Here is a 25,356-nt window from a genome sequence, read left to right on the forward strand (position 1 = left end):
ATAAAGAGTAGGGAACAATGGCTTATACACCTCTTAGCAACTTACATTTTCCAATCCAATATATTGAAGTTTGCGACAACCTAATCAGGGCTAAAGGAGGTGATTTAGCCTTGTTTCATACACAATGTGGATTAAATACATCTGACTTACTTGACCCATTATTGATGATCAATGGTGAGCAATTACTTCGAGCGTATAGTCTAGTTCAAGAGTATTGTACTGATGATCGTCCAGAATCATTACAAGTTCTTGAACATTTCCCACTCACGTCACATGGGATGTTAGGCATGTTAGCTTTGGCAGCACGCTCAATAGGCGAAGCTTTACAAGCTGCTTTGGAATTTTTCCCATTGATGATGCCTGCATTTAAAGTTCATAAATCAAACCAAAACGAGCATGTTTATTTGTCTTTTGAACGAGTATGTGATTTTGGTGAGCAAAATAGATTCTTCACAGAGTTAGTGATGATGGTTCTTTATAAAATAGAACCATTTACTTTACATCCTTTAAAGAACATTGTGATTGAGTTTGAACATCCAATTAGTGATGCTTATCAAGCATTTATTAAAGAAATCAACGCTGAATTCATTATTCATGATTCAAGCCATAGAAATGTACTTTATTTTCCGCAAGAAAATTTAGATATTCCTTTGATTACCCAAAGCCCAACCATGTTTCAACTTTTGCAAGACAACTTAAGACAAAGAATGCAGATGTCTCAGCAGTTAAAACCCGTTTCTATGCAAGTGAAACATCTGATCGAACTCTTGTTGGATGAGAATCGATTAATAAATGCGGAAGTCATAGCCAATCATTTGCATCTATCAAGCCGAACTCTAACAAGGCGTTTGGCAAATGAAGGGAATAATCTCGCTCAACTACATCGTGAGGTTGCAGTTGAATATGCAGGATGGTTATTAATAAATTCCACAAAAACCATAGCCCAAGTGGCACAAAAATCAGGATTTAGTAATGAATCTAATTTTTCCAGAGCCTTCAAGAGTGTAATGGGCTACACACCTAGAGAACATAGAGAAAAACAAAATAAAATTTGATGAAATAAAGGAAGATGATCAGTTCATATCAGATTTTAAATAAAAAAGGCTGAACATTAAAATGCCAGCCCTACAAGTTGAATAAAATTTTAGGATTTATTGAGTGTTGTTGTAAGCTCATCCCAACGCTGTATCGCACTGTTCATCGCTTGCGCTTTCACATGCCCAAAACCTTGCACCTCAGCAGGAAGTTTGGCAATTTCCTCCGCAACGACCAGATTGTATTTTTCAGGTGATTCAATTAAAGCCTCGACAAAGCTGATATAACGGTCACGCCACGCTTGTTCGTGCTGACGTTCTGTTTGACGAGCAAACGGGTCTAGGAAAGTTTCACGTAGCCATTGTAAACGTGCCAATAGCATCAAAGGGAAACGGATCCAATATCCAAAAGCACGTTTACGAATATTTTGATGTGCACCCAGTACAGGTGGAGCTAGGTGATAGGTTAGACGTAAGCCTTCTCCAAACTGTGAGGCTATAGACTGTTTGAATTTTTTAGCTGTAAGTAAACGTGCAACTTCATACTCATCTTTATAAGCCATCACTCGATAAAGTTGAGTTGCAATCGTTCCAGCTAATGATTCAGGTAATTTTTCCGCAGCGCTCTCTACTAAGTTTTTATACTTCAAGGCGTAAGCTTCATTCCAATATTCACGCAGACGAGTAGTACGATCTTCAATTAGTTCCGACATGGTCTGGGGCTTATTAAGTTTTGGCATCGCTGCGACTAAACGAGGAATTAAACTAGGATCGCTACTCAGATGACAACCGATGCGGAAAGCCTCGATATTCTTATCAACCGCCGTACCATTTAATTGAATTGCTTTTTCTATACTTTCTCTTAGTAGCGGTATTTTTCCTGATTGCCAAGCCATACCTAAAAGAATCTGGTTGGTATAGATCGAATCTCCGAGTACTTGAGTGGCAATCCGAGCTGCTGGTAATGTAACTAGTTTTCCGTGATGTACACGTCCTTTCAAACGAGTAATTAAGTCTGTAATCGGAGCATACCAGTCCCGAGATTCAATAAAACTTAACGTTGGAGAAGCATCTTCATTGACGATCACCACTGCTTCATCTCTTAGGCGTGATAACGCAGCTTTGCTACCTGCTACGATTGCATCAGCGCCGATTAAAATATCACATTGACCAGCAGGAATTTTTGTTGCTGAAATTTGCTCGTCCTCTGAAGCAAGTTGTACATAGGAATATACTGTTCCACCTTTCTGTGCTAATCCTGCCATATCCATAACACGTGTCGCTTTACCTTCAAGATGCGCAGCCATTCCTAACAATGCACCTAAAGTAACCACACCTGTACCACCAACACCACCCACCATGATTCGGCTCGGTGTATTTTCCAAGCTAGGAATGATTGGTTTTTCTGGCCAGCCAGCAGGAAATCCTTCAAATTTTTCAGAGCGCTTCATATCACGTGTATGTACAGTGACAAAACTTGGGCAAAAGCCTTCGACGCAAGTAAAGTCTTTATTACAGGTACTCTGGTTAATTTGACGCTTAGTACCTAATTCTGTTTCTACAGGTTCGACGGATAAACAGTTTGACTGTTTCGAACAGTCACCACAGCCTTCACAAATATCAGTATTAATAAATAAACGTTCAGTAGGGTCAGGGTAGGCATTACGTTTACGACGACGACGTTTTTCACTGGCACAAGTTTGAACATAGATTAGGGCTGTTACTCCCGAAATATCACGTAATTGACGTTGGATTGCATCTAATTCATTACGGTGATGAATTTCTACATCAGGTGCTATACCTTCTTCGGCATGTATCAGCTCAGGTTCATCTGTGACAATAACCTGTTTTTTTATCCCTTCAGCGGCTAACTGACGCGTTAGTTGAGCAACACTCAAATGTCCATCCACATGTTGTCCGCCCGTCATTGCAACAGCATCGTTGTAGAGGATTTTGTAAGTAATATTAATTTTTGCAGCGATGGCTTGGCGAATAGCAAGATAACCTGAATGGAAATAAGTTCCATCGCCTAGATTAGCGAAAATGTGTTTTTCATTAGTAAAATGCGATGCACCAGCCCAACTCACACCTTCACCACCCATTTGTGAATAGGTTTCTGTACCACGATCAAGTGAAACTGCAATGTAATGACATCCAATGCCACCTAATGCACGACTACCTTCGGGTAATTTAGTTGAAGTATTGTGAGGACATCCGCTACAGAAAAATGGCTTGCGATCAGCAATATCTAAAATACGTTGAGATTCTTGTTCAGCTGTTTTTAATAAACCAACTTGGTTTTGAATTTGTTCTTTTATATGTACTGGAATATCCAAGGCGAGAAAACGTGCTGCCAACATTTTTGCAATTGGTTCAGGCTGAAACTCGTAATATCCAATTAAGGGAGCTTCCTCAGTAGATGTACTCCATTCACCCTTACCATCACAAGCTTTACCAATAATATGAGGGCGTTGGTGGTCAGGTAGTGAATACAACTCATCTTTAATTTGGGATTCAAGAATCGGACGTTTTTCTTCAACAACGATCAGCTCTTTTAAACCTTCTGCAAACTCATGTAATCCTTGTGGTTCCAAAGGCCAAATAAGACCGACTTGATAAACTTTTAAGCCAATTTGTTCAGCAATATCGTTATCAATCCCTAATATACGCAAAGCTTCAATCGTATCGAGATAACCTTTGCCACTCGCAACGATACCGATACGGGCATTTTCACATGACCAAGTGACTTTATTGAGTTGGTTGGCACGTGCATATGCTAAGACAGCAGGTAAGCGGTATTTGTAAAGTCGTTCTTCTTGTTGGATACCATGATCTGGCCAGCGAATATTAACGCCATCATCAGGAAATTTAACATCTTTAGGCAAGACTGGAATGACACGGTCTTCATCAACATGCACAGATGCTGATGTCTCTACGATTTCACTCACGAGTTTCATGGAAGTCCATACACCCGCAAATCGTGACATAGCGACCGCATGGATACCAAGATCAAGAATGTGTTGTACTGAGGTTGGATAAAAAATAGGAATGCCGCAACCCATCATCACATGTTCAGACTGGTGCGGAACAGTAGAAGACTTACAAGAATGATCATCACCAAATAGGGCAACAACACCACCATGTTCGGCTGTACCTGCGAGGTTAGCATGACGAAGCACATCACCTGAGCGGTCTACACCTGGACCTTTGCCATACCACCAAGAAGTAACACCATCAAATTTACCTTGACCTGCTAAATTGGCTTGTTGGGTACCCCAAATCGCGGTAGCAGCTAAATCTTCATTAACACCAGGTTGAAAGACCACATCATGATCTTTCAAAATTCCTTCAATTTGCCAAAGAAAATTATCATAGTTACCAACAGGTGATCCGCGATAACCTGAAATAAACCCAGCAGTATGGTAACCATTTTTACTATCACGGCGGGTTTGAGCGAGTGGTAAACGCACCAAAGCTTGAATACCTGTCATATAAGCCGTGCCGTTATCGCTTATGTATTTATCATCAAGGGATACATCTTTAGTCGGTATCTTTTTAGGTGTAAATGTCGTAGCGATATTCATTTATGTCTCCTTTGTATTATGTAGTTCGAGCTACTTTCTTTTCTCAACATCCGAGTTGACTTTTGGAGTTATAGACATACAACGATCAAATCATGCGCTGAACCGTCAAAAAAATACGCATGGATGTATGTACATATTTACCATTGTGGTTGATCTAAACTGGTGCAACAATGCGTAATTTAGGAAAAGATATTTACGTTATGCGCAAAAATCTCGATGGTGGACTGTTGCATGCAATGCATGCTTTCCTGAAAGTGATTGACAGTGGAAGTTTTACAGCAGCTGCTGAACAGATGGATTTGACCACAGCTCAGGTATCACGTCTGATCAGCGAGTTAGAGTCACGGCTTGGTGTTAAACTGATGCAACGCTCTACACGGCAGCATGCATTGACAGATATTGGTGCGCTTTATGCTGAGCGTTGTCGACAAGTTCTATCGATCATAGATGAAGCAGAGTCTGAAGCGACAGGAACGGCAACAAAGCCAAAAGGACGGTTGCGTATTTTGAGTATGGCAAGCTTTGGGCATTATTATATATCGCCTGTAATGGCTAAATTCTGCCTCTGTTATCCAGATTTGACGGTTGAATATCGAACTTCGCAGAACACACCAGATCTTTTAGGTAAGGGAATTGATGTCAGCTTATATTTAACTGAATCACTGACTGACTCCAGATTCGTATCGCGTCGTATCGGCACAATATTTTCAGTGTTGTGCGCATCTCCTGCATATTTAGAAAAGCATGGCATACCAAACTCACCTGAAGATTTGTACAACCATGCATGTCTACGTTTGGTCAATCCATCAATTACACCTGAATGGCATTTGATTAATGAAAAGGGTGGTTTTCATGAGATCAGTACGAGCGGTCAAATTGTGGCTGATACTCCTGAGTTATTATTAGATGTTGTACAACAAGATATGGGAATCGCATTATTACCGATGTTTTCAGTGATTGAAGCTGTTCGGGCAGGTCGATTGTGTCATGTCTTACCCGATTGGCGTTCACCTGATATTGGTGTTTATACCTTATTACCGTCAAGAGATTATATTGATGCAAAAACTCGTGCTTGGTTGGATTGGGTAGAACAATATATTTCACCGAAAATTAAATCAGATACTTCTTATTTTTATCAATTAACACATACTGAATGATCTATATTTAAGTCAAAAATAAGTGATTAAAACAAAAAACATGAATGCTCCTTCAAATTTATTTTTAGTGGAGCATTTATCAATTATCTCTGAGATTTATTTAAGCACATGACTGCTGAAGATAAGTATTTGCATAATTAGATAAGTTTTTTCGGTTCAATGTTTGATTGATATTTTGACTAGCCAACATCAGTTTCTCTAGATTAATGCCTGTTTCATATCCAATGTGAGACAGTAAATAATATAAATCCTCTGTTGCAACATTCCCTGATGAACCTTTGGCATAAGGACAACCACCCAGTCCAGCAAGCGAAGAATCAAAGACCCGAATATCTTGCTGTAAAGATTGATAGATATTGGCGATTGCCATGCCATAGGTATTATGAAAATGTCCAGCCAAAATCTTGCTATCCAATTCTGCTAAGCATGCTTGCCAAACTTTTTGCACTCGATCTGGTGTCGCTGTCCCAATGGTTTCACCCAATGAAATCTCATAACATCCCATGTCATGTAGCCGTTTGACGACATTCACGACTTGTTTGGGATCAATTGCACCTTCGTAAGGACAGTCCACCATACAAGAGACATAACCACGTACGCGAACATTATTTGCTTGCGCGGCTTGGAAAATTTCAGAGAATCGTTCTAAGCTTTCATCGATCGAGCAGTTGATATTCTTTCGGGTAAAACTCTCAGAAGCTGCGGTAAAGACCGCAACCTCTTTACATCCAACTGCTAAGGCAGCTTCAAAGCCTTTAAGATTTGGCGTGAGCAAGCTCAAATTTAAATCATCACATTGTGGCAACAATTTAAATAACTCATCGCTCTGTGCCATTTGTGGCACCCATTTGGCTGATACACATGAACCCACTTCAATAGACTTTAAACCTGCATCAATTAAATCATTGATAAAACTCAATCGCTGCTCAATGCTTAAAGCTTGTTTCTCATTTTGCAAACCATCACGTGGCCCAACTTCAACAATCTTTACATAGTCACTCATGCAACTTCCTCCTCAGCAGCTTGGAAGTCCACAAGCTCATCACCCGCTTTGACTTGATCACCCACTTGGAAATAGGCATCTAAAATCACACCATCTTTTGGAGCACGAATGGTATATTCCATTTTCATCGCTTCAAGCGTCAAAAGCACATCATCTTTCTTCACGGTGTGATTTGCGCCTACAAGTAATTGTGTCACCACACCTGGCATCGGTGCTTTGAGATGTCCTTGCTCAGATTGACCATCAGTTTGATTATAATCCTGACGTAAGTAGCTAAACTTATAACTTTGTCCAGCGTTGAACAGGGTAATACCTTGCACACCTCGATTAAAGGCAAGTTTTTGCTGGATTCCACCAATTTGAATATTTGCACTGTGCTGATCAGTCAATTGACCTGTGATGTGATACTGCTGACCATTAAATTCTGAATTAAACCCTTGTTCAGCAGCAGAAAACTTAATTTGAATATTTTGATTTAAATAGTTCAATTTAATGCTGTGCTGATAAGATACATTAATACGCCATAAGGGTTGTGCTAGCCACAGTTGTTTTTGAGTTGATTGATTGCTTTGCATTTGGCTTAGAAATTCAATAAATGCAGTCGCAACAACAAACTCAGGTTTTATATTCGCTGGACTAAACAAAAATTGTTCTTCACGTTGGATTAAATTCGTGTCCAACTTTGCTTGTTTGAACGAATCACAACGTACAATCTTTTCCAAAAAAGCAATGTTATTGCCTAAACCATCGACATGGAATTGACTGAGCGCGTGTTGCATTTGAATCAAAGCAGCTTCACGGTTTTTACCCCATACGATCAATTTGGCAATCATTGGGTCATAGAAAGTGGTAATTTCATCACCTTCAACAATGCCACTATCTACACGAACATATTGGTTTTGCGTTGGGTAGCGTAGATATTCAATTTTACCAATCGCAGGTAAAAAACCTTTTTCTGGTTCTTCGGCATAAATACGTGCTTCGAGCGCATGCCCATGAATTTGTAATTCATGTTGGAGTTTTGGTAATGGCTCACCATACGCAACTCGTAATTGCCATTCTACTAAGTCCTCTCCAGTAATCATTTCAGTCACAGGATGTTCGACTTGTAAGCGTGTGTTCATTTCCATGAAATACGCCGTACCATCTTGTTCAACGATAAACTCAACCGTACCTGCACCGACATAATTTACCGCACGCGCAGCATCAATTGCAGCTTGACGCATAGCATCGAGCTTTTCGCTTGGCATTTGCGGAGCAGGGGCTTCCTCTAATACTTTTTGATGACGACGTTGAACAGAACAATCCCGTTCAAATAAATGTACATAGTTGCCATGTGTGTCGCCAAATACCTGTACTTCGATATGACGTGGTTGAATCACATAACGTTCAATCAGTACATCATCATTACCAAAACTCGATTTGGCTTCACGTTTACACGACGCAAGAGAATGAAGGAAATCTTCGCTACGTTCCACTAGACTCATGCCTTTACCGCCACCGCCAGCACTTGCTTTAATCAATACGGGATAGCCAATACGATCTGCTTGTTGTTTTAAAAATTCAGCATCTTGATTTGTTCCGTGATAGCCCGGTGTTAGAGGTACACCTGCTTTTTCCATCAAAGCTTTAGAGGTTGCTTTCAAGCCCATCGCTAAAATGGCATCGACTGGAGGACCAATGAAGCAAATATTGTGCTGTTGGCAAGCTAAGGCAAATTGATCGTTTTCCGAAAGAAAACCATAACCAGGATGAATCGCTTGGCTTCCTGTATCAATCGCCGCTTGAATAATACGATCAACTTGTAAATAACTTTGTGTTGCAGGAGATTGACCAATATAAATCGCTTCATCAGCAAGTTTAACGTGTTGTGCATCTGCATCTGCATCTGAGTAAACCGCAACCGTCGCAATACCTAATTTTTTGGCGGTACGAATCACACGGCAAGCGATCTCACCACGGTTCGCAATTAAAATCTTTTCAAACATGTTGATCATCCTTAATTGTTGTTATTAGAATTTGAAGTCCACGCAGGGGCTTGCTTACTTAAAAAAGCAGTTAAACCTTCTTTTGCCTCACTGCCTTGACGAACTTGTGCTATGTGTTGAGCAGTTTGTCGAAGTAATTCATCATTCATACTTTGATTGCTGACCATTTGAATCAGTTGCTTAGATGCTGTTTGGGCATGTGGTCCACCCAGCAGTAAAGCATCGATAATCTCTTGAACTTTTTTATCTAAATCTTCTGCATCCGCAATTTCATGTGCCAAGCCGATTTGTTTTGCTTCGTGCGCTGAGATACGTTCAGCAGTTAAAAAATAGCGTGAAGCTTGTCTAGCGCCAATCGCACGTATTACATATGGACTAATCGTAGAAGGGGCAAGACCTAGTCGAACTTCAGAGGTTGCAAACTTTGCATCGGTACTGGCGATGCAAATATCACATGCTGATGCCAACCCCATACCACCACCAAAAGCAATGCCATGAATACGTGCAATCGTCGGCTGTTTTAAGGTTGCGAGTGCTTCAAGCATCTGTGCGAGTTTTAAAGCATCGGCTTCATTTTCTTCTGTAGAAGCTTGACCCGCTTGTTTCATCCAATTCAGATCTGCACCTGCTGAAAAGCTTTTACCACGACCTGCTAAAACTACAACTCGAATATCGTCACGGGTAGCAATTTGCTTAAAGCAAGTATGCAATTCTTCAATCACCGCTGTATTGAAAGCATTGTGTAGCTCAGGGCGATTTAGCCACACATATGCCACCTGATCATGCTGTTCCAGTTGTAAAAATTGATAGCTCATAAACACCTCTTACATGCGGAACACGCCAAATTTAGTCGGTTGAATTGGAGCATTCATTGCAGCGGCTAGACTTAAACCAAGTACTTGACGCGTTTGCGCTGGATCAATCACACCGTCATCCCACAAACGGGCAGAAGCATAGTAAGGATGACCTTGACGTTCATACTGATCACGAATCGGTTGTTTAAATTCATCTTCTTCTTGTGCTGACCATTCTGCGCCTTTTTGCTCGATCTGATCACGCTTCAAAGTCGAAAGTACGCTGGCTGCTTGCTCACCACCCATGACTGAAATACGCGAGTTTGGCCAAGTCCATAAGAAACGTGGAGAATAAGCACGTCCACACATACCGTAGTTACCTGCACCAAAAGAACCGCCAATGATGAGAGTAAGTTTTGGTACATTTGCAGTTGCAACCGCCATAACTAGTTTTGCACCGTGCTTGGCAATACCTTCATTTTCGTATTGACGACCCACCATAAAGCCTGTGATATTTTGAATAAATAACAAAGGAATATTACGTTGGGTACATAACTCAATAAAGTGTGCGCCTTTTTGAGCTGACTCAGAAAATAGAATGCCATTATTGGCAATAATTCCGACGGGCATCCCATAAAGTGATGCAAACCCTGTGATCAAGGTTGAACCAAAACGAGCTTTAAATTCATCAAAACGAGAACCATCGACGATACGTGCAATCACTTCTCGTACATCAAATGGCTTGCGCGCATCGGTTGGGACTACACCATACAACTCTTTCGCATCAAACAATGGTTCATCAATCTGTTTATTGAGTTCATTTGGTTTTTTATTCAAATTGGCAACGATATTACGTGCAATCGCAATCGCATGTTCATCATTTTCAGCGAGGTGATCAGCAACACCTGAGAGACGCGTATGTACATCACCACCACCCAAATCTTCGCTACTTACAACTTCACCTGTTGCTGCTTTAACCAGAGGAGGACCACCCAAGAAAATCGTGCCTTGATTACGCACGATGATGGTTTCATCTGACATCGCAGGAACATAAGCACCACCAGCGGTACAGCTACCCATGACGACCGCAATTTGGGCAATACCTTGGCTCGACATACGTGCTTGATTGTAGAAGATACGCCCGAAGTGATCACGATCAGGGAAGACCTGATCCTGCATAGGTAAATACGCACCACCTGAATCTACAAGATAAATACAAGGTAAGTGATTTTGTTCAGCAATTTCTTGAGCGCGTAAATGCTTTTTAACCGTAAGCGGGTAATAAGTGCCACCTTTAACCGTTGCATCATTGGCAACGATCATGCATGTCACACCATTAACTTGTCCAATACCCGCAATCACACCCGCAGCAGGAATATCATCCTCATAAACCTTATACGCAGCAAGTTGTCCGATTTCTAAAAAAGCTGTGCCAACGTCAATCAATTGATCTATACGTTCACGTGGAAGCAATTTTCCACGTGCTAAATGCTTTTGACGTGCGTTTTCTCCGCCGCCTAATGCAATATTTTGGGCAACTTGTGTTAAATCATTAACCAAAGTCTGCATAGCCTGTTGGTTTGTTTTGAAGTCTTCACTTCGCACATTAATTTTGCTTTGTAATTGATTCATATGATGCATCCTGATTTATCGTTATTATTTGGTTTCATTAAACAATTCACGTCCGATCAACATACGACGAATTTCAGATGTGCCTGCACCAATTTCATAAAGTTTTGCATCACGCCATAAACGCCCCGTAGGGAATTCATTGATATAGCCATTGCCACCTAAAGTTTGAATCGCTTCACCCGCCATCCATGTCGCTTTTTCTGCTGCATATAAAATGGCACTGGCTGCATCTTTACGTAAGCTACGGTCATGATCTGCTTTATCACACGCTGTACCAACGGCATATACAAGCGCTTTACAAGCCAGCCAAGTTGAATACATATCAGCAAGTTTGCCTTGCATTAATTGGAATTCACCTAAAGCTTGTCCAAATTGTTCACGTTGATGTAAATACGGAATCACGACATCCATGCAGGCATCCATAATGCCAAGTGGACCTGCGCTAAGAACTGCACGCTCATAGTCCAAGCCACTCATCAGGACTTTAGCGCCGTTACCGACACCACCCAACACGTTTTCAACAGGTACTTCTACATTGTCAAAAAACAATGGATAGGTATTTGAGCCACGCATACCAAGTTTGTCTAAGTGATGACCATGACTAAAACCTTTCATGTCCTTTTCAATTAAAAAAGCGGTCATGCCTTTTGCGCCTGCATGTGGATCAGTTTTTGCGTATACCACTAGGACATCAGCATCACCTCCATTGGTAATCCACATCTTGGAACCATTCAAAACGAAATGATCACCTTTTTGTTCAGCACGTAATTTCATACTGACTACATCAGAACCCGCATTCGGTTCAGACATCGCTAGGGCACCGACATATTCTCCAGAAATTAATTTAGGCAGATATTTCTGCTTTTGTTGCTCATTACCGTTGCGATTAATTTGGTTAATACATAGGTTTGAGTGTGCGCCGTATGAAAGTGCAATTGCTGCAGAAGCACGCGAAATTTCTTGCATAACAATAATATGAGCAAGATAACCAAGGTTGGTACCGCCGTATTCTTCAGAAACCGTTAGGCCTAATAAGCCCATATCACCGAACTTTTTCCATAGATGGCTCGGGAATTTATTGTCTTGATCTACTTGCTGAGCAATTGGTGCAATTTCTTTTGCACAAAATGCGGCAACTGAATCTTGAAGGGCAATCAATGTTTCATCCAGACCAAAATTCAAGCTACGTAGGTTCATTGTGTTCATCCTATTGGTTATATTTGTTGTTCCATAAGCATTCTTGTTTGTGCTTAGGAAGTACCATACAATGAATTTTTAAAAAAGTGAATAGAGATTCATAAAATGATTTACAATTCACTTTATTTGTTAGAGAATAAATTTCATGAGTTATAAACGATCATCTTTAATGCAAGAACGGATGGAACAAAATCGTAAGTCGATTTTGAGTTCAGCCAGAAAATTGATTTCAGAAGGAGGGTTTAAAGACGCACAGATACAAACAATTGCTGAGCAAGCAGGTGTTTCAAGTGGGTTGGTTTATCGCTACTTTGACAATAAAAGTCAGGTACTTATTGAAGTTCTGTCAGAAGCGATCAATACCGAACTTTTAGTGATTGATGCGATTACGGAAAGTGATCTAACGGCGGAACAGAGGTTACATAAAGCGGTAACAACCTTTGTAAAAAGGGCACTAAACAGCCCTCAGCTTGCATATTCACTCATGTTTGAACCTGTTGATTCATTGGTAGAGCATGAGCGTTTTCGTGTTAAGCAGTTGATTAAACAAAGTATTATAAAAATACTCGCAGATGGAAATGCAAGTGGCGAGTTTGTGTTAGAGGATTTAAATACCACCGCACTTTGTGTGGTTGGCGCGATGACTTTTGTAGTCGTAGAACCTCTAGACCCAGCTCAAAATACAAAGTTTGATCAGCAACACAAAGACTATTTTTCAAAGCAGATTGCTGATTTTTGTGTGGATGCCGTGAGGAAAAAATAGGCATAAACAACAATAAAAATCAAAACAAGGCAGTTTGAAGAATAGTTGCAGTAATAACAATGAGATGAAATCAGAACAGAATTAGAAAGAATCAAGGAGAATGATTCAATGCAACAACAACGGTTAAGCTATGCCTCTGGACCAAGTGCACAACCCTTATTGGGGATGACGATTGGAGAAAAATTTGATCAAGCTTGTCAGCAATATGCTGATCAAGAAGCGATTGTAAGCTCACATCAGAACAGACGGTTGACCTATAAACAACTACAAGATGAAGTGAATGCTTTTGCCTGTAGTTTGCTCAAACTCGGTTTAAAGAAAGGCGATCGACTAGGCATCTGGTCACCAAACTGCGTGGAATGGACGATCACTCAATTTGCTGCTTTTAAAGCAGGGATTATCCTAGTGAACTTAAATCCTGCCTACAAAAGCCATGAGTTAGAGTATGTATTGAATAAAGTTTCCTGCAAAGGATTGATCATCGCCTCACAATTCAAAACGGCTGATTATCAAGAACTTTTGACGCGAATTGCACCAGAAATTGTTTTCTGTACAGACAAAATTATTCATTCAGAACGTCTGCCTTTCTTAAAGTTTGTGATCAAAATTGATGAAAAACAGCATACAGGGATTCATCGTTTCAGTGATCTAGTCATTCCTCCAACTCAAGAACAACTCGATCAATTACAATTGGCTACGCAGCAATTGCAATTTGATGAAACCATTAATATTCAATTTACATCAGGAACGACTGGTAATCCGAAAGGCACAATGCTCACCCATCATAACATTCTGAATAATGGTTATTTTGTAGGAGAGGGTATTCGTTTAACGCCACAAGATAAAGTATGCATCTCTGTGCCTTTATTCCACTGTTTCGGTATGGTCATGGGAAATCTAGCTTGTATCACACATGGTTCTACTATGGTGTATCCATCAGCTGTATTTAATCCATTAGAAACACTAAAGACAATTCACAACGAACGTTGTACGGCAGTATACGGCGTACCAACCATGTTCATCGCCACTTTAGAGCATGAACAATTTAATGAATTTGACTTATCTAGTTTACGTACAGGGATCATGGCGGGAAGCCCATGCCCACGTGAAATTATGCAGCGTGTGATTGATCGTATGCATATGTCAGAAATCACGATTTGTTATGGCATGACTGAGACTTCGCCAGTCAGCGTACAAAGCTCCGTGAGTGACACCATTGATAAACGCGTTAGTACGGTTGGGCATGTTCATCCACATGTCGAAATCAAAATCGTCGATCCTGAAGGGCAACTCGTACCACAAGGAACCTTAGGCGAGCTATGCGTCAGAGGTTACTCGGTAATGGCAGGCTATTGGGGTGAAGAAGAAAAAATCCGTGAAGTAATTGATGCTGCTGGTTGGATGCATACAGGTGACATTGCGGAGATGGATGCTGAAGGCTTTGTCAAAATCAAAGGTCGCATCAAAGATGTCGTCATTCGTGGTGGAGAAAATCTCTTTCCTAAAGAAATCGAAGACTTCTTATATACCCATCCTGCGATCTGTGACGTACAAGTGATTGGTCTACCTGATACGCGTTATGGTGAAGAACTATGTGCTTGTATTATTTTGCATGAACATCATCAGACCGATGAAGACAACATTCGTAGTTTCTGTAAGGAACACATTTCACATAATAAAGTGCCACGTTACGTAAAATTCTTTAATGAATTTCCTATGACTGCATCAGGCAAAGCGCAGAAGTTTAAGTTACAGGAAATTATGCGTGCTGAACTGAATTTAACTGGAAACGTATTCGACTAAATGATATTTTACATCGCATAGAAAAAACAGCATTTTAAAGTCATAAGGCAAAGGATCACAGTGAATGGCAAAAGATTTTAATAGTCCAAAGATCGTTGAAGAATATGATCAGCATATCCGTAAGTTAATTCCTGGATATGAAATCATTCATCAACAAGTGGATGCCATTTTACAGTCTGTACTTCAACCAACTGCACACATACTTATTGTTGGATGTGGAACAGGTTATGAGTTGGAATATCTGCTAAATAGACATCCTGATTGGAAATTTACTGCCCTTGATCCTTCCTTAGCTATGCTTGAAAAAGCAGAAATACGTGTCAAACAAATGGGGAAGTCTGCACAGGTACAATTTGTACATGGTGATCACTTTGCTTTAACTGAAGGTGCTGGTTTTGATGCTGCACTTTCTATTTTAGTCGCGCACTTTATAGCAGATGAACAAAAAACTGACTTCTACAGCAGTATTCATCGTTGTTTGAAAAATAGTGGACTGCTATTGACCTATGATTTGATGCCTTGCAGCAATCCTCAGCATCTACAAGCTTTACGTTATTTATGTATGGCTCAAGGTTTAACTGAATTGCAATGCCAAAAAATGTTTGATCGCATGGAAAATGACTTTTTCACTATTTCATTCAGTGAATATCAGCAACGACTTCAAGGCATTGGTTTTGAAGACGTGCACTCATATAGTCAAATCTTAATGTATCAGGGTTTGATTGCGAAAAAGGCAGAAATTGCCGAGTTTGCTCAAGCCTCATAACCCAAGGGACTCATTCATAATGGAATAAATGATTAGAAGAATAATTTAGCTTTTATTTTTACCAAATGTTCAATTAACAGTGACTTTTATAGTTATTGTGAGGTTCTTTTTGTCTAAATAAAGCGTTAAACAAAACAATGAAAGGAGGTAAAACCAAATAAAATCAGAACATTAGGTTTTAAATCAAGAAATGCGATGCAGTCATCAAGTACTGCAAAGGATACAACGCAAACAAAACATGAACTTGAAAAGTAAAGTTCATGAAACAAGGAAATTGATTTTAATGAAAAGATTCATCTTAACGGTTCAACAAAGTGTTTTAGCACTATCTGTACTCACTGCCATGTCTGGAAGTTATGCAGGCTCAGAAAATGCAGAAATAGAACAACTTCGTCAAGAAGTAAAAGAGTTGCGTGCAATGCTGCAAAATTATGTCCAGCAAACTCCGCCTGCTCAGCCCACTACTCAGGTCATGGTTGCACAGACATCTGAACCTGTTCAAACAACAACGCCGAAATTATCACTCACCAAATCTGGTGCAGAGGTTAATTTATATGGTTATTTGCGTGCGGATGCATCTTATCAAGCCAAAGGCGCATCTACGATGTACAACAACATTAGCGGTGTACCATTAGAAGGGACAGCTGAAGAAGCGCAACAAAAAGATCGTTTGCATAGCACTGCAAGTGTTTCTCGGATAGGTCTAAATTTTAAAACACCGACTGCTATGGGCGATGTCGGTGGAAAATTAGAAATGGACTTCTTTGGTAGCGCATCACGCGATCAATTCCGTATCCGTCATGCCTATTTAACCTTTGATAAATGGTTATTAGGTCAGACATGGTCCACATTTATCGCACCTGAATATTATCCAGAAACGATTGATGCTGCGACCTATGTAGGCGGAGCATTACAACGCTCACCATTGGTTCGTTATAGTGACAATATTACGGCAAATACCAGCTTTGCTCTAGCAGTAGAAGATCCTAAATATACAGCAAGCTCTGATCCTGATAATGAAATGCGTTTACCTGCCTTTGTTGGACGTGTAAATCATAAGTTTGCCAATGGCTCTATGCTTTCAGGACGTAGTTTTGTCGCTGAAAAGAAAACTAGTCAAGATGAAGAATGGGCTTGGGGTGTCGGCATCGGTGGAAAATATCAGTTAACACCAAAAACTTTTCTCAAAGCAGACTATAACCATATCAAAGGCGACGGACGCTTCCTGATGTGGACCAATAGCAGTTATGCAATTGATGATCAAAAACATATTCAAAGCAATGAGTTTGATTCAATTTCAACAGGGATTACTCATCAATTTAACTCTCAGTTTCGTTCAACATTAGGTTATGGCTATATGAAAGCCAAAGACAACAATGCATTTGCACGAATCAATAAAGACAACACAGCTCAAAATAAAGAACTATGGCAAGGCTGGATCAATGGCATGTACAACCCTTACAAGCCAATTACCTTAGGGATGGAATATGTCTACGGTGAACGTGAAACCTTTGATGGTCGCACAGGGACGGATAACCGCATCAATATGATGGCGAGTTATGACTTTTAATACCAATAAAGCCTTGAATAATAATATTTTTCTTTAAGGTGCATTATGTCGTTTTAAATAATGATTAGGAATTTATCTCATTGAGGAGATGCAGAATGACAACATCTACGGTTAATGTAAATGCAGTAATTGATCAAGCAAAATTTACACCTTTTCACTGGAGTATTTTACTTTGGTGCTTATTGATTATTATTTTTGATGGTTACGATCTCGTCATTTATGGCGTTGTTCTACCTTTACTTATGCAGGAGTGGTCTCTCACTTCTGTACAAGCAGGCATGCTCGCCAGTACGGCTTTGTGCGGGATGATGTTTGGAGCCATGTTATTCGGTGCTTTGGCAGATAAAATCGGACGAAAAAATGTAATTTTAATCTGTGTGACCTTCTTTAGCGGTTTTACTTTTTTAGGTGCATTTGCATCTAATCCTTTTGAATTTGGTATTTTACGCTTTTTAGCAGGTTTAGGGATAGGCGGGGTTATGCCAAATCTCGTCGCACTCACATCAGAGTACGCACCTAAACGTATTCGCAGTACTTTAGTTGGCACGATGTTTAGTGGTTATGCGATCGGTGGAATTCTATCTGCGCTTATCGGAAGTTATTTAGTTGAGAGTCAAGGTTGGCAAATCATGTTCTTGATTGCTGGTATTCCTTTAATTTTATTACCTGTTATCTGGAAATTCCTACCTGAATCTTTAACCTTTTTGGTTAAAACTGGCAAAACTGATCAAGCACATAGCATCATTCAAAAAATTTCACCTGAACAAAGCATCAGTATTAATACGCGTTTAGTGTTAAATGAAGATAATGTTCCAACAGGTAGTTCTGTAAAAGGCTTATTTCAACAAGGACGTGCATTCAATACGCTTATGTTTTGGGTATTGTTCTTTATGTACTTATTAATGGTTTACGCACTAAGCAGTTGGTTACCAAAACTTATGCTTGCAGCAGGTTATTCACTCGGCAAGAGTATCTTATTCTTATTTGCTTTGAATGTTGGTGCAATGATTGGTTCGATTGGTGGTGGCATTCTCTCAGACAAATTCCATTTGAAACCTGTGACTATGGGAATGCTGATGGCAGGTGTAGTGGCACTGATCGGCTTAGGATTTAACTCTCCAGCTTATGTTTTATATGGTTTAGTAACTGTTGCTGGCGCAGCGACGATTGGTACTTCAATCCTTCTTTATAGCTATGTTGCGCAATACTATCCATTAAGTGTTCGCTCGACTGGAATTGGTTGTGCTTCTGGTATAGGTCGAATTGGTGCGATTGTCGGTCCAATTTTAACAGGCTTGTTATTAACCTTGAACTTACCGCATACCATGAATTTTGTGATGATTTCTGTCCCTGCAATGTTAGCAATTTGCGCGATATTGAGTTTGAAACGTCATAAATTTGATGATGAACAACAACAAGTAGAAGAAGTAAAACTAGCTTGACCGAATCAAGTAATGCTTAACTTAATATGACTTGATCCTTCTTTAAAACATGAAAAGTACATCAGATAGGCTGATGTGCTTTTTTATTTCAGACAGAACCTAAAATCAAAAGGATAAGAATAGAGGTGAATTGGCTCAATTCCTGACTACCCTTAATTCATCAAAACACCTAGATTTACATGAGACTGGTATTTGTTTTTTCATTCAATCTAGAAAGAAAAATGAATCTAAATTAGATCAAACCTTTTCCACACATCATTTTTATGCAAAAAAAAGCATCTCGATTGAGATGCTTTATTGATATTTGATAATTTAGATTTCAATTGCAACAGCTGTTGCTTCACCGCCACCAATACATAATGCAGCGACGCCTTTCTTCTTGCCTAGACGTTTTAATGCATAGATCAATGAAAGAATAATACGTGAACCTGTCGCACCAATCGGATGACCTAAAGCACATGCGCCACCGTGAATATTGACTTTAGCTTCATCAATACCTAACTCATGAATCGGAGCCATAGCCACCATCGCGAAAGCTTCATTGATTTCCCATGCATCGACATCCTCAACTGACCAGCCAGCACGATCAAGTACTTTTTGAATCGCACTAATTGGAGCAATCGTAAACTCACTTGGATGTTGCGAATGACTCGAAGTAGCTACAATCTTAGCCAAGACATTTAAATCATTTGCTTGTGCATAATCTTCTGTAGAAAGTACCAAAGCCGCAGCACCATCCGAAATCGAACTCGAATTGGCTGCCGTAATCGTACCGTCTTTGCTAAAAGCAGGGCGTAGTGTCGGAATTTTATCAAGATTTGCTTTCAGAGGTTGCTCATCTTGGTCAATCACCTCAACACCTTTACGTGTTTTAACTTCTACAGAGACGATTTCATCTTTGAAATATCCTTCTGTAATCGCTGTTTGAGCTTTTTTGAGTGAAGAAATCGCAAAGTTATCCATTTGCTCACGGGTGAAGCCCTTGGTATTTGCCATATCCTGAGCAAATGAACCCATTAAACGACCCGTTTCAGCATCTTCTAAACCATCCAAGAACATATGATCTTTGATTTCACCATGTCCCATACGATAGCCACCACGTGCTTTAGGTAGGATATATGGTGCATTGGTCATTGATTCCATACCGCCCGCAACCACAATATTTGCACTACCAGCTTTTAAAGCATCTGATGCCATCAATACTGCTTTCATCGCAGAACCACATAGTTTATTGATGGTCACAGCACCAACATGATCTGGAACTCCAGCTTTACGCATTGCTTGACGAGCAGGACCTTGACCAATGCCAGCACTCAATACACAACCAAAAATCACTTCATTGACTTGCTCTGGTGCAATACCAGCGCGCTGGATAGACTCACGGATTACAGCAGCACCTAATTCTGGAGCAGTTAAACTAGAAAGGCTACCTTGAAAACCGCCCATCGCGGTACGACTACCTGACACAATAACAATAGAACTCATTTTTATATCTCTTTAAATGTATGTTGTCATATAATTGCTCCAGTTCAACAGACTAGAGCAGAATATCTCATCTCATTTATGCCACTAAAGATTTATCAAAAGTTAGCGGCACACCTGTTACTGCCCGAATTTGTTCAAGCGTCACATCTTTTGCGAGTTCAATCAGTTCAACACCTTCAGACGTAATATCCATGACACCTAAATCCGTTATCACACGATGAACAACGGCTTGACCTGTCAGTGGTAAGCTACAGTTTTTCACAATTTTAGGTGTACCATCTTTCGCACAGTGTTCCATCAGAACCACAACTTTTTGAACACCTGCAACCAAGTCCATTGCACCGCCCATACCTTTGACTTTCTTACCTGGAATCATCCAATTGGCTAAGTCGCCTTGTTCAGAAACTTCCATAGCGCCTAAAATCGCAATATTGACATGACCGCCACGGATCATTGCGAAAGATTCTGAACTTGAGAAAAATGCCGCACCTGCACGTGCAGTAATCGTTTGCTTTCCAGCATTGATTAAATCCGCGTCTAGCGTTTCTTCAGTAGGAAATGCGCCGATACCAAGCAATCCATTTTCAGACTGCAACCATACATTCATGTTTTTTGGAATATAGTTGGCAACAAGGGTAGGTAGACCAATACCTAAGTTCACATAGAAGCCATCTTCGAGTTCTTGTGCAGCACGCTGTGCCATTTCATTACGTGACCAAGCCATTTTAAACTGCCTCCATGCTTAAAGTTTTTTGTTCGATACGTTTTTCAGGTAATGCATTTAAAATAATGCGATTCACATAAATCCCTGGTAAATGGATTTCATCTGGATCTAATTCACCAATCTCAACGATTTGTTCCACTTCAGCAATGGTGATTTTCCCAGCCATTGCACATTCAGGATTAAAGTTCTGAGCCGTCTTACGGAATATTAAATTTCCAGCTTTATCTGCCTTGTAAGCTTTAATAAGAGAAACATCAGCAGTAAGCGATTCTTCTAAAATGTATTTTTTACCATGAAAATTACGTTCTTCTTTGCCTTCAGCAATCAGAGTTCCTACACCAGTTTTCGTATAAAAAGCTGGAATACCAGCACCACCAGCGCGTAATTTTTCCGCTAATGTTCCTTGTGGAGTTAATTCAACTTCAAGCTCACCATTTAGATATTGACGTTCGAATTCTTTATTTTCACCCACATAAGATGAGATCATTTTTTTGATCTGTTTAGTATGCAATAAAATACCTAGGCCAAAATCATCCACACCCGCATTATTTGAAATACAAGTCAGACCTGTTACACCACTTTCTTTAACCGCCACAATGAGCTGCTCAGGAATTCCACATAACCCAAAACCGCCCACGGCAAGGGTTTGGTTATTAGCAACCACATCTTTGATTGCTGCCTCAGCACTGGCATATACCTTATTCACTCTATTATTGTCCTATCGTCCCTTAGTGATTTAGTTTTAGCATTAGGACTAGGTAGATAGAAGTTGATTTTTCTTAAGGATTAATGAGTTTAATTAATAAATTGATTTATTTGGACAGATTTTAATCTAAAAAAACAATAGACTTAAGATTATAAATTATTGAAATTATTAATAATAAATATATTTATTTACAAGTGAAAAATATAAGACCAATTGCAATAATGAGTTATTTAAAATTTATACCTTATCAACGACTCAATAAATTGTGCCGAAATATGTGATATTTCAAAATTCTTTTTATAGATGATACCAACCGTTTTGTGGATGGTTCCATCTTCCAGTTCGAGTAATACATTCTCTGTTAAGTCTATATGCTTGGCAAAATGACGAGGAATCGCGCTTACCCCAATACCATGTGCAACAAAACTAGATAACGAAGAAATCTGATGACACTCAATTTTCAAATCCAAAGTCATATTGTTGCGCAAACAGTTTTGCTCGACTAGGTGACGAACAATTGATGGCTTTTGTAGGGTAATAAAAGGATTGGAAAACAATTGTTGCCACGAAATACGTGCTTTATCTGCTAAGGGATGATTTTTAGGAAGCAAGGCGAGAAAGTCTTCATCAAACAAAGGCACAAACTCTAAGCCTTCGGTCAGTTCTGGTTCAAAACAAATGCCTAACTCAAAGATACCATCTTGAACTTTTTCAATAATGGTTTCATTTGGAATATCATGGATCGAAAAATTAAGGTTTGGATGCTCAGATAAAAAAGAATGAATCACATCAGGCAAGATCGCATGGGTAAAAAAGGGCATCGAGGCGATACTAAGTGTGCCGCGATTTAATTTAAAGCGTTGTTTAACGTCATTTTCCATTTCATCCCAATTTGCCAATAGTTTTTTTGCGTAGGGAATGAGAGATTTACCTTCTTGAGTCAGTTCAACACGACGTGTATTTCGATTAAACAACTTACCGCCGAGTTCATCTTCTAAACTTTTTATACTTAGACTTAAAGCAGACTGACTTAAGTGCAGTTCCAGCGAAGCATTGGCATAATTTAAAGTACGCGCAAGTGCTAAAAATGCCTTTAGCTGCTTAAGAGTCATCGCTTTTCCTAAGTAAATTATTGAATAGATCTAATTTATCGTAAAAATAAGCTGAATGTTATTTTAGAAATTAATTTTCAAAGAAAAGTTGATCTATACAGCAAATAAAAACTCCCACAATCATAGATTATGGGAGTTAAGATTAAAATTAGAGAATACGAAGTTTCTCTAAAACTTATACTTTTAGTTTTTTAAGTCCACGGCTCACACCATTTTGTAATGCCAATTTGATAATTGGCCCAATAAAAGGCACACGACCCTTAAAGCTAATCGTATAGTCCAAACGACTACGATTATTTCCCAAATCGGTAAACTTCATTACGCCGCGATGCGCTTTAATTGGTGCAATACCACTGGTAATCGCGTATTCAATCAATTCATTTTCTCTATAGACTAAATTTGTTTCAACAAATGAAGGTGTGAGTGGTATAGATAACTTACGCGCTGAACCAACCCCATTACGTGCATCTTGACCATCACTCAAACGAGTCACTTTTGCTGGAGCGAAGAGCTTATTCAAATTTTCATGTTCGCTGAGGATCGCAAATACCTTTTCGACAGGGGCATTGAATTCTTGAGTGATGTTGATTTGTTGCATTTTTAGCATAGCAATTCCTTTCTTTTTTAATTTGACATGATGAATTGTCATTTTCAAATACTAACACGGTTTGGCTGAACTGGTCATTTTGTTTGTCGGATTATCGGAGTAGCTAAAAATTCAGATATATGTAAGCAAAGGCGCTTGTTCAAGCATCAAAAATTGTGAATACTCAGCCTCGAAAATTCAGGTTATACCATTATCTTTTTTGGGGTTAGGCAACTACTGTGAAAACTTATCCATTTTCATTTTCTCGTTTACAAAAAGCGCTTCTAACCGTTGGTTCATTTTCGTGTATGGGACTAAGTTCAGTCGTCGCAAATGCAGAAGATGAAAACACTGTTTCACAACTTCCAACAATCACTTTAGCAGCACAATCCATTCAAAGTGCGTACTACCAACCTCAAATCAATTTATCGGGTTTTAATCAACAAACCGTTGCTAAAATTCCTGCTTCAGTGAGCACGATTACTGCCGAACGCATTGCTGATCAGCATGCTAAAACACTGGCTGACGTTGTAAAAAATGATGCTTCTGTAGGGGATGGTTACGCGCCTATTGGCTATTACTCAAACTTTATTATGCGTGGTTTCGCGCTCAATCTAGGTTCAAGTTATCTACTGAATGGCAACTTACTTAGAGGCGAACAAAATGTTGCGCTAGAAAATAAAGAACAAGTCGAGATCTTAAAGGGTATCAGCGCAATCCAAAGTGGTATGTCTACACCAGGTGGAATAGTTAACTACGTGACTAAACGTCCAAAGGATATTCGTTCAGTTACCTTAGAAACAGATAGTCAGGGTGGTTATCGTATCGCAACAGATATCGGCGATATCGTGGGTGAAAATCAACAATTTGGCTATCGAATCAATTTAGCTCACGAAGAGATTCATCCATATGTAGAGCATACCAATGGGAAGCGTCTTTTTGGTTCAGTTGCTTTGGACTGGAAGATTTCTGATGATTCAAAACTTGAGTTTGATATTGAATCACAACGCCAAGGTCAGCGCTCGGTACCAGGCTATCAATTATTAGATGGAAAAATTGTACCGACTAATGTGGAATGGGATCGTTTACTGGGTTATCAAAGTTGGAGTAAACCCGTTACTAATGAAAGTCTGAATACGAGTTTAAAATATACGCATCGTCTCAATGATGATTGGACAGCAAACTTATCCGCTTCACAAAGCCGTGTAGTCGTTGATGACTATTCAGCATTCCCGTGGGGTTGTTATAGTGAGATTTGTGAATTTACAGGTTTAGGCAATACCTTTGATCAAAAAGGTAACTACGATATTTATGATTTCCGTAGTCCAGATGATAGTTATTTAACAAATCAATTTAAAACAGGATTAAACGGCAAGTTCGCAACAGGGACATGGCAGCATAGCTTAAATGTCGAGTTATCTCATACCTATAAACGACGTGCTCAATATGATGCAATCAATCAACTCGTTGGTACGGGCAACATCTATAACAATACTGTGGACTATAAGCCTACAGATGTAGCTCTAGGCAATCGCTATAAGTCCCTTGATAGTCAGCAAACCGCATTAAATCTACTAGACCAAATCCGTTTCAATGACGCATGGTCAGTTCATATGGGTGGAAAAATCCTTTCTTTAGATGAGAAAGCTTATGATGCGGCAGCGAATAAGATTCGTGATACAGATTTAAACCGATTCTTGCCACAATTTGCACTGATGTACCAACCTTGGGAAAATACGCAGGTTTACACATCATTTAGCAAAGGTCTAAGTGATGGTGGACAAGCACCGTGGTATGCCTTCGGTAATGAAGAAAAAGGGATTGTCGGTAATGCATTTGAAACACTTGCTCCAATCAAATCCACCCAATATGAACTGGGATTGAAGTATCAATTACCATCTATGTTATTTACAGCAGCAATATTTGATCTAGAACAAGATCATCAATATACGAATGCTGATAACTATTACTTAACAGATGGTAAACAACATAACTAGGACTTACGCACTA

General features: G+C 39.6%; 18 protein-coding genes and 1 pseudogene. 8 read left to right on the forward strand and 11 right to left on the reverse strand.

Annotation, left to right across the window (positions count from 1 at the left end; all coding sequences use genetic code 11):
- Window positions 1-17 precede the first annotated feature (17 nt).
- Window positions 18-1,055, forward strand: coding sequence for an AraC family transcriptional regulator (locus Q9Q86_RS05330; RefSeq protein ID WP_112986513.1), 1,038 nt, complete (start codon window positions 18-20; stop codon window positions 1,053-1,055).
- Between the two features lie 89 nt (window positions 1,056-1,144).
- Here the strand turns inward: Q9Q86_RS05330 and Q9Q86_RS05335 are convergent, their stop codons facing one another.
- Window positions 1,145-4,618 carry an indolepyruvate ferredoxin oxidoreductase family protein gene (locus Q9Q86_RS05335; protein WP_112986512.1) on the reverse strand — a complete coding sequence of 1,158 codons (3,474 nt, stop codon included), beginning with the start codon at window positions 4,616-4,618 and terminating at the stop codon, window positions 1,145-1,147.
- 200 nt (window positions 4,619-4,818) lie between these two features.
- Here Q9Q86_RS05335 and Q9Q86_RS05340 point away from each other — a divergent pair, with 200 nt between their 5' ends.
- Window positions 4,819-5,775 carry a LysR family transcriptional regulator gene (locus Q9Q86_RS05340; RefSeq protein WP_112986525.1) on the forward strand — a complete coding sequence of 319 codons (957 nt, stop codon included), beginning with the start codon at window positions 4,819-4,821 and terminating at the stop codon, window positions 5,773-5,775.
- 100 nt (window positions 5,776-5,875) lie between these two features.
- Here Q9Q86_RS05340 and Q9Q86_RS05345 read toward each other — a convergent pair whose 3' ends face one another.
- From Q9Q86_RS05345 to Q9Q86_RS05365, 5 genes are read right to left on the reverse strand one after another with little or no spacing between them, the layout of a single operon-like run.
- On the reverse strand, window positions 5,876-6,778 hold the full coding sequence (locus Q9Q86_RS05345; RefSeq protein WP_112986511.1) for a hydroxymethylglutaryl-CoA lyase: 903 nt from the start codon (window positions 6,776-6,778) through the stop codon (window positions 5,876-5,878).
- The gene (locus Q9Q86_RS05350; protein ID WP_112986510.1) at window positions 6,775-8,766 is read right to left on the reverse strand and encodes an acetyl/propionyl/methylcrotonyl-CoA carboxylase subunit alpha; all 1,992 of its coding nucleotides are present in this window, start codon (window positions 8,764-8,766) and stop codon (window positions 6,775-6,777) included. The genes Q9Q86_RS05345 and Q9Q86_RS05350 overlap by 4 nt, the downstream gene beginning before the upstream one ends.
- A gap of 11 nt (window positions 8,767-8,777) precedes the next feature.
- Window positions 8,778-9,581, reverse strand: coding sequence for an enoyl-CoA hydratase/isomerase family protein (locus Q9Q86_RS05355; protein ID WP_112986509.1), 804 nt, complete (start codon window positions 9,579-9,581; stop codon window positions 8,778-8,780).
- A 9-nt stretch (window positions 9,582-9,590) separates the two neighbouring features.
- The gene (locus Q9Q86_RS05360; RefSeq protein ID WP_112986508.1) at window positions 9,591-11,192 is read right to left on the reverse strand and encodes a carboxyl transferase domain-containing protein; all 1,602 of its coding nucleotides are present in this window, start codon (window positions 11,190-11,192) and stop codon (window positions 9,591-9,593) included.
- 24 nt (window positions 11,193-11,216) lie between these two features.
- On the reverse strand, window positions 11,217-12,389 hold the full coding sequence (locus Q9Q86_RS05365; RefSeq protein ID WP_004911138.1) for an isovaleryl-CoA dehydrogenase: 1,173 nt from the start codon (window positions 12,387-12,389) through the stop codon (window positions 11,217-11,219).
- 145 nt (window positions 12,390-12,534) lie between these two features.
- On the opposite strand from Q9Q86_RS05365, the gene Q9Q86_RS05370 reads away from it, so the two are divergent.
- From Q9Q86_RS05370 to Q9Q86_RS05390, 5 genes are all read left to right on the forward strand, one after another.
- Window positions 12,535-13,152 (forward strand): TetR/AcrR family transcriptional regulator, encoded by a 618-nt coding sequence (locus Q9Q86_RS05370; protein ID WP_112986507.1) that lies wholly within the window; start codon window positions 12,535-12,537, stop codon window positions 13,150-13,152.
- Between the two features lie 108 nt (window positions 13,153-13,260).
- The gene (locus tag Q9Q86_RS05375; protein ID WP_112986506.1) at window positions 13,261-14,955 is read left to right on the forward strand and encodes an AMP-binding protein; all 1,695 of its coding nucleotides are present in this window, start codon (window positions 13,261-13,263) and stop codon (window positions 14,953-14,955) included.
- 64 nt (window positions 14,956-15,019) lie between these two features.
- Entirely contained in the window at window positions 15,020-15,721 is a 702-nt protein-coding gene (locus tag Q9Q86_RS05380) for a class I SAM-dependent methyltransferase (RefSeq protein ID WP_112986505.1), read from the forward strand.
- Window positions 15,722-16,004: 283 nt separating this feature from the next.
- Window positions 16,005-17,291, forward strand: coding sequence for a DcaP family trimeric outer membrane transporter (locus Q9Q86_RS05385; RefSeq protein WP_112986524.1), 1,287 nt, complete (start codon window positions 16,005-16,007; stop codon window positions 17,289-17,291).
- A 95-nt stretch (window positions 17,292-17,386) separates the two neighbouring features.
- A complete protein-coding gene (locus Q9Q86_RS05390; protein ID WP_112986504.1) occupies window positions 17,387-18,733 on the forward strand; it encodes an MFS transporter in 1,347 nt (448 codons plus the stop codon).
- 312 nt (window positions 18,734-19,045) lie between these two features.
- On the opposite strand, the gene Q9Q86_RS05395 is transcribed toward Q9Q86_RS05390, so the two are convergent.
- The 5 genes from Q9Q86_RS05395 to Q9Q86_RS05415 form a co-directional block, all read right to left on the reverse strand.
- Window positions 19,046-20,218, reverse strand: coding sequence for a thiolase family protein (locus Q9Q86_RS05395; protein ID WP_112986503.1), 1,173 nt, complete (start codon window positions 20,216-20,218; stop codon window positions 19,046-19,048).
- Between the two features lie 76 nt (window positions 20,219-20,294).
- Entirely contained in the window at window positions 20,295-20,942 is a 648-nt protein-coding gene (locus Q9Q86_RS05400; RefSeq protein ID WP_112986502.1) for a CoA transferase subunit B, read from the reverse strand.
- Window position 20,943: 1 nt separating this feature from the next.
- A complete protein-coding gene (locus Q9Q86_RS05405) occupies window positions 20,944-21,648 on the reverse strand; it encodes a CoA transferase subunit A (protein ID WP_112986501.1) in 705 nt (234 codons plus the stop codon).
- A 230-nt stretch (window positions 21,649-21,878) separates the two neighbouring features.
- Window positions 21,879-22,760 carry a LysR family transcriptional regulator gene (locus tag Q9Q86_RS05410; RefSeq protein WP_099948671.1) on the reverse strand — a complete coding sequence of 294 codons (882 nt, stop codon included), beginning with the start codon at window positions 22,758-22,760 and terminating at the stop codon, window positions 21,879-21,881.
- Window positions 22,761-22,935: 175 nt separating this feature from the next.
- Window positions 22,936-23,367: an SRPBCC family protein gene (locus Q9Q86_RS05415; protein WP_004911109.1), complete on the reverse strand. Its 432-nt coding sequence runs from the start codon at window positions 23,365-23,367 to the stop codon at window positions 22,936-22,938.
- A 218-nt stretch (window positions 23,368-23,585) separates the two neighbouring features.
- Between Q9Q86_RS05415 and Q9Q86_RS05420 the strand changes: the two are divergent.
- Window positions 23,586-25,340: pseudogene (locus Q9Q86_RS05420) on the forward strand (TonB-dependent siderophore receptor); the annotation flags it as partial.
- Window positions 25,341-25,356 lie beyond the last annotated feature (16 nt).

The organism is Acinetobacter sp. A22, assembly GCF_030913345.1.
GTDB classification, from domain to species: domain Bacteria; phylum Pseudomonadota; class Gammaproteobacteria; order Pseudomonadales; family Moraxellaceae; genus Acinetobacter; species Acinetobacter junii.